This window comes from Streptomyces olivochromogenes (assembly GCF_001514115.1).
In the GTDB taxonomy this organism is placed as follows: domain Bacteria; phylum Actinomycetota; class Actinomycetes; order Streptomycetales; family Streptomycetaceae; genus Streptomyces; species Streptomyces olivochromogenes.
Window position 1 is genome coordinate 121,908 of sequence record NZ_KQ948472.1, and the last position, 5,671, is coordinate 127,578.

The following is a 5,671-nucleotide window of genomic DNA, read 5'->3' on the forward strand; positions in this document are numbered from 1 at the left end:
CCGACCCTGCTGGGGCGGTGAGACTTGGTACCTCGAAGGAGCCGACTCCCCTCGCGGTGGGGCCGGCACCGCTACCCACGCCGGCAGTCCCACCGGGCGCACGAGTTGTCGAGCGCTGACAAGTGGGCCTCGCCTCTCGCCACGGGCGGCGAGCATCCGCACACCGAGGTGACCGGCAGTCGCCTCGGGCAGGGCCGTGGCGAGGGCCGTATGAAATGAATTTCGCCATGTGGAACGACCGCCGCTCACGCGGTCCGGAGCGTGGGCGCCGCGTGTGGTGGGTGCGGGGCTGCCGCCGCAGAAGGCCTGGTGTGTTGCCCGGAGTCGGGTTCTGGTGCACACCTACGATGCCCGGCTCGCGCAGGTCGCCGCAGCCTATGTCGGCAGGCGTGGAGCTCGGCGGCATGGGCGCCTGGCCCGCTCCCCTCACCTCGGACGACGCCGTGCCTGCGACCGTTTCGGCCACAGGCACGGGCGCGGCCAAGGATCTGCTCCGCACCTTCTGGGGCCGCATCCTGCTGAGCTCCGTGAAGCTTGACGGCGACCAGCAGGCCTTCGACCAACTCATGGATGGGGAGCCGGAGGTGCAGAGCCGATGCTCATCAGTAGCGCCAGCGGACGGCCTCGATGACGTCCGCATCCGTGTGCATCCCGAACAGCTCCGCCTCCGACCGCCGGACGGCCAGCACGGCCTCGTACAACTCGGGACCGAGCGCCTGCCGCAGCAGTGCGGACTTCTCGTACGCGTCGATCGCCTCCGGCAGGCTCGCCGGGAGGCGTTCGGCCGCGCCGAGGGCGGCGGGGTCGCTCTGGGTCTCGGGCGGGAGGGGCAGGCCGGCGTCCAGGCCGGCGAGTCCGGCGGCCAGCACGCCGCCGATCTCCAGGTACGGGTTGGCGGCGGCGTCGAAGCATTTGAGCTCGGCGTTGGCCTGCCCGGCGGCGGTGCCGGTGATCAGGCGCATCGCCGCCTCACGATTCTCCAGGCCCCAGCAGCGGTAGGCCCCGGCAAAGCGGGAGGGGACCAGCCGCAGGTAGGAGGCGACGCTGGGCGCGCCAAGAGTGAGCAGGGCGGGCAGCTCGGCCAGTACGCCCGCGAGGAACTGCTCGGCGTCGGGGTGCAGCCCGTGGGGGCCGAGGCCGCCGTGCCCAAGGTTCTGGCCCTGTCGCCAGAGGCTGAGGTGCAGGTGGGCGCCGTTGCCGACCGAGCCTTCGGTGAAGACGGGCGCGTACGAGACCCGCAGGCCGTGCCGGGCGGAGACGGCCCGGATGGTGTGGCGCACCAGCATCGTGGTGTCGGCCGCCTCGACCGGCCCCTCGGCGGCGACCGAGACCTCGAACTGCCCGGCGGCGTACTCGGGGTGGAGCTGGAGCACGGCCAACCCCTGGGCGGTGAGGGCGCGCAGCACCTCCCGCAGGTAGTCGGAGTGCTCGACGAAGCACGTCATCCCGTACCCGGGCCCGACCGTCGCGGGGGCCCCGGCGGCGTCGGCCACCACCCACTCGACCTCGATCCCGGCTCGCACCGAAAGCCCGCGCCGCTCGACGGCCTCGGTGACCTGGCGGGCGAATCGGCGCTGGCAGCCGGGGTGCGGGGTGCCATCCTGGGCGTAGCGGTCGGCCGGGGCCCAGGCCCAGCCGGGCTGGGCGGCGAGCGGCGTGAGCCGGTCGAGGTCGGGGACGAGCCGCAGGTCGCCCACCGGGCCGGTACTCGAAGGCGCAACGGTGAAGGAGTCGTCCACCAGGGAGACGTCGAAGCAGGGCACGGCGCCGACGCCGTGTTCGGCGGCGTGTTCGAGCTGGGCGAGCGGGACGGACTTCACCCGGGTGAGTCCGGCGTTGTCGACCCAGCCGAACACCACCCCGTCGATTCCGTCGGCGGCGAGCTGGGCTTCGGCCGCCCGGGCCTGGGCGGCCCGCTCAGCTCTGGGGTGCGTGGTGGCCATATCGGCCATGCTGGTGTTCGCGGCAGCCGGTTAGCCAGTGGTCGGCCGGGAGTTCACTCGTCCGTGAACGGTCGGAGCAGCGACGTGACTTCGGACGCGGGCGCGGGAAGTCTGCCGGGGAAGGTCTCTCCGATCACTGAGCTTTTCAGGGCGGGCCCGGTGAGTTGAGGGGCAGGGCGGTGGCGGTGCGGCAGCCGCCGATCAGGTGGGGCCTGAGCTGGATCTTGCGTAACTCGCGGCGGAGCGTGCGGTCGAGGTCGTCGGGTGTGTCGGAGGCAGTGTGGGCCGTTGCTCTGCGCACGAGTGACCAGACGGCGGCCTCGACCGGGTTCAGGTCGGGCGCGTCCGGCGGCGGTCAGACCGCGGTGAGTGCCGGGTTCGGGACGTGCGGGCCTTCCACGAGGCGGTGCTGGGAGACGGCGCGCTGCCGTTTTCCTGCCCTGCGCCGGGGGCCGGCGCGCGAACTCGGCAGTGACCGTGCAGCCGACCACTAGTAATAGGTAAATTAGAAAAGCGCTTCGCTTGGTGGGTGCGCCTACTGTAATCCGTAGCGGTCCGAACATGGATAGCACTCGCATGGGTGAAACCTGCCGAGAGCGTTTGGCCTCGACGGTCATGACTGGGCTACCGTGATCGATGAGCGGACGGATTACCCCATCGGCAAGGAATTCAACCAGCCGGGGAGTCCGGCACTGGATATCGAGAATTCCGGAAATGGGTGCTTCCGCCTTCCCCGCTGTGCGTGCTCCGGGGTGCGCAGTGCCCTGGGTCCCCCGTCATACATCTGCGTAGAGAAGTTGGAGCATCATGCCGCCCGTCGTTCCGCCGTTTCTGATCGGTCTCATCGTCGCGCCACTGGCCAAGCGTGTCCTCAAGCCGCTGGTGCGCGGTGTCGTCACGACGTCCGTCGGTCTTGTCATGGAGGTGAAGAAAGCGGCCCAAGAGGCCGGAGAGAACATCCACGACCTCGCGGTCGAGGTGGCTGCCGAGATGGTGGCGGCGCAGATCGCCGCTGGTGAGGAAGACCGGCCCACCGAGGGTGCAGCCTCGAGCGGCGAGAAGGACGAGGCCAGGACTCCGAAGATCCGTGCGACCGCCAGCGCCGCGAAGGCGTAGTGACGCCCTGATGCGCGGCCCGGCCCGCCGCCTGAGCACGTCTTCCTGCCGACCTGGGAAGACGGGTCCTCGCGGCGGTCGGCCGTGGGTCTTTTGGTCGCGCCTCCGCCCTCTTTCGGACTTTCCGCTCCGTCGCAGTAATCCACCGTGCGCCGAAATTCGCCGCGCATGTTGACGGATTACCCGTGACCTCCGTAAACAGGTGATCGTACGCATGTCATCGCTACTGGGTGCCTCGGCCGGATTCGGCTCCGCGGAATTGGACGTGAGCCCGCGCTCGGTCACTCCGGGCCGCCAGCGCTGGGACGTCAAGCTGGTGCTCGGACGGCCACGGACGGCCGAGATCCTCGCCGCCGCGCTGCGCCGCATTCCCGGGATCACCGAGGCCCGGGCCAACCCGGTCACCGGCGGGGTGCTCGTCCGGCACGATGCGCGGGTGCGCGCCACGGACGTCGGCTGGCTCGTCCGCAGAGCCGTCACCCTCGTCGCGGAGGATCCGACCGGAGCGGGACGCCCGGCACCGGCCCGACCCGTCGCCGCAGCGGCCCCGAGGGCGGACCGCGGCCTGGTCGTGCGACCGGTGCTCGCCGTCGGCGGCGGGGTCGCGGCCGGGATCGCGCTGATCAAGGGGTCGGCGCTGAGCAGGCAATTGGTGGCAGTGGGCGGGGTGGCCGCGCTGACCACGGCTGTCCTCCGCAAGGCCTGGCGCAGAACGGTCGACGCGTCCCAGGAAGCGGCCGGGCCCGGCGTCGAACGTCACCCCCTGGTGGAGATCGTCGGACCGCACCGACGCCGTCTCTACGGGGCCGTCGCCCTGTCCGTCGCCTGCCAGGCCTCGGAGATGGCGCTCGGTACCTTCCTCGGCTGGACCGGACTGGTCCTCATCAAGGGGCAGGCAGCTCCGCTGGTCCGCCTCGGCCTGACCACCGCGTCCGCCCAACTCCTCGGTCTGGCGGGGCTGATGACCGCCGCCTGTGCCGCCGTGGCGGGTCTCTCGTACGCCTCGAACCTCCAATGGCGCCGGCTCGGCCAGGACATCGAGCACGACTGGCGCAACCGGACGTACGCCCATGTGCAGCACCTCGAACTACGGCACCTGGAAGGCGAGCGGACCACCCGGATCGCCGGCGCGCTCACCGACGACGTCCGTCAGCTGGGCACCTTCTTCGCCACCTCGGCCAACGACCTGCTGCAACTCGGCACCAGTCTGGCCCTCCTGGTGCCGCTGTTCCTGTTGCTGGCACCACAGATCGCCTGGATCGCGTTCCTGCCCATCCCGGTCATCGCCTGGCTGTCGTTCCACTACCAGGACAAAGTCGCGGCCGACTACGCCGTCTCCGGCGAGCACCGGGCCAGGTTGCACAGCCAGTTGGTGAACACGCTGGAGGCCGGTGCCACCGTCAAGAGCTTCTGCACCGAGGATTACGAGGCCGAGCGCATCGACGTGCTGAGCGGGGAGGTCCAGGACAGCAGTCGGCGGACCGACCGGAGCACGATCCGCCACGCCGAGATCGTCCGGGTCTGCACGACCGGCTCGATGGCCGGGACCCTGCTGATCGGCGGCCGGGCGGTGCTCGACGGCAGCCTGCCGTTCGAGGTGTTCAGCCCGCTGATCGGGCTGCCCCAGATGGTGCTGCTGCGGATGAACCGGCTCGGCGGCATCGTCGACCAGTACCAGCGCACGATCACCGCCTACGATCGGGTCCAGCGGCTGCGCGCCCTCCCCGCCGAGACCGACGGCACCGGCGGACCCCTCGACGCCGAGAAGGCGCGCGGGGAGATCGTCCTGGACAGCGTGACCTTCGCCTACCCCGATCGGCCGCCGGCGCTGGAGGACCTCTCGCTGACCATCTCCGCCGGGCAGGTCACCGCCCTGGTCGGCGCCACCGGCTCCGGCAAGACGACGATCGCCAAGCTGCTGATGCGATTCCAGAACGCGGACATCGGCAGCGTGCTGCTCGACGGGCGGGACGTGCGCGAGCTGTCGCGGCACGACCTGCGCCACGCGATCGGGTTCGTCGCCCAGGACCCTTTCCTCTTCGATGGCACCGTCGCCGACAACATCCGTTACGGCAGCTTCGGCGCCTCGGACGAGGCCGTGACCGAGGCGGCCATGAAGGCCGAGGCACACACCTTTGTCGCGACGCTGCCGGACGGCTACGACACGGTGATCGGCGAACGCGGTGCCGCGCTCTCCGGCGGCCAGCGACAGCGGATCGCGCTGGCACGCGCGATCCTCAAGGACGCGCCGGTCGTGATCCTCGACGAAGCCACTTCCGCCGTGGACAACGAGACCGAGGCCGCCATCCAGCGCGCGCTCCGCGTCTTCGCGGCCGACCGGACGGTGCTGATCATCGCCCACCGGCTCTCCACGGTCCGCCACGCCGACCGGATCTACGTCATGGACAAGGGCGGCGTCGTCGCCGAGCAGGGCACCCACGACGAACTCCTCGCCCAGCACGGACTCTACGCATCCCTATGGCAACTCCAGGCCGGCGAACCCGCCGCCTGACCGCAGCCCCCCCTGCCGACCGACCGTGTGACGACACCACGGTCGGCGCGGTCCTGCGTGCCCCGCCACCACGCCTGCCCACACCCTCGGAGGTCCCCCC

At 71.0% G+C, this 5,671-nt stretch carries 3 protein-coding genes and 1 pseudogene; 2 read left to right on the plus strand and 2 right to left on the minus strand.

The window, feature by feature from the left end; all coding sequences use genetic code 11:
* Positions 1-602: 602 nt before the first annotated feature.
* Positions 603-1,943, minus strand: a complete 1,341-nt coding sequence (locus tag AQJ27_RS40900; RefSeq protein ID WP_067380715.1) for a type I glutamate--ammonia ligase — start codon at positions 1,941-1,943, stop codon at positions 603-605.
* A 145-nt stretch (positions 1,944-2,088) separates the two neighbouring features.
* Positions 2,089-2,295 (minus strand): annotated as a pseudogene (locus AQJ27_RS53280) (IS630 family transposase); the annotation flags it as partial.
* A gap of 455 nt (positions 2,296-2,750) precedes the next feature.
* Here AQJ27_RS53280 and AQJ27_RS40905 point away from each other — a divergent pair.
* Positions 2,751-3,059 (plus strand): DUF5132 domain-containing protein, encoded by a 309-nt coding sequence (locus AQJ27_RS40905; protein ID WP_067380718.1) that lies wholly within the window; start codon positions 2,751-2,753, stop codon positions 3,057-3,059.
* 214 nt (positions 3,060-3,273) lie between these two features.
* Complete coding sequence (locus tag AQJ27_RS40910) at positions 3,274-5,571, plus strand: ABC transporter ATP-binding protein/permease (RefSeq protein ID WP_067380797.1); 2,298 nt, start codon at positions 3,274-3,276, stop codon at positions 5,569-5,571.
* The last annotated feature ends 100 nt before the right edge of the window (positions 5,572-5,671 follow it).

Coding starts and splice junctions, on each gene's coding strand:
- AQJ27_RS40910 (WP_067380797.1), top strand. CDS start 3,274: ATGTCATCGCTACTGGGTGCCTCGGCCGGATTCGGCTCCGCGGAATTG.
- AQJ27_RS40905 (WP_067380718.1), top strand. CDS start 2,751: ATGCCGCCCGTCGTTCCGCCGTTTCTGATCGGTCTCATCGTCGCGCCA.
- AQJ27_RS40900 (WP_067380715.1), bottom strand. CDS start 1,943: ATGGCCACCACGCACCCCAGAGCTGAGCGGGCCGCCCAGGCCCGGGCG.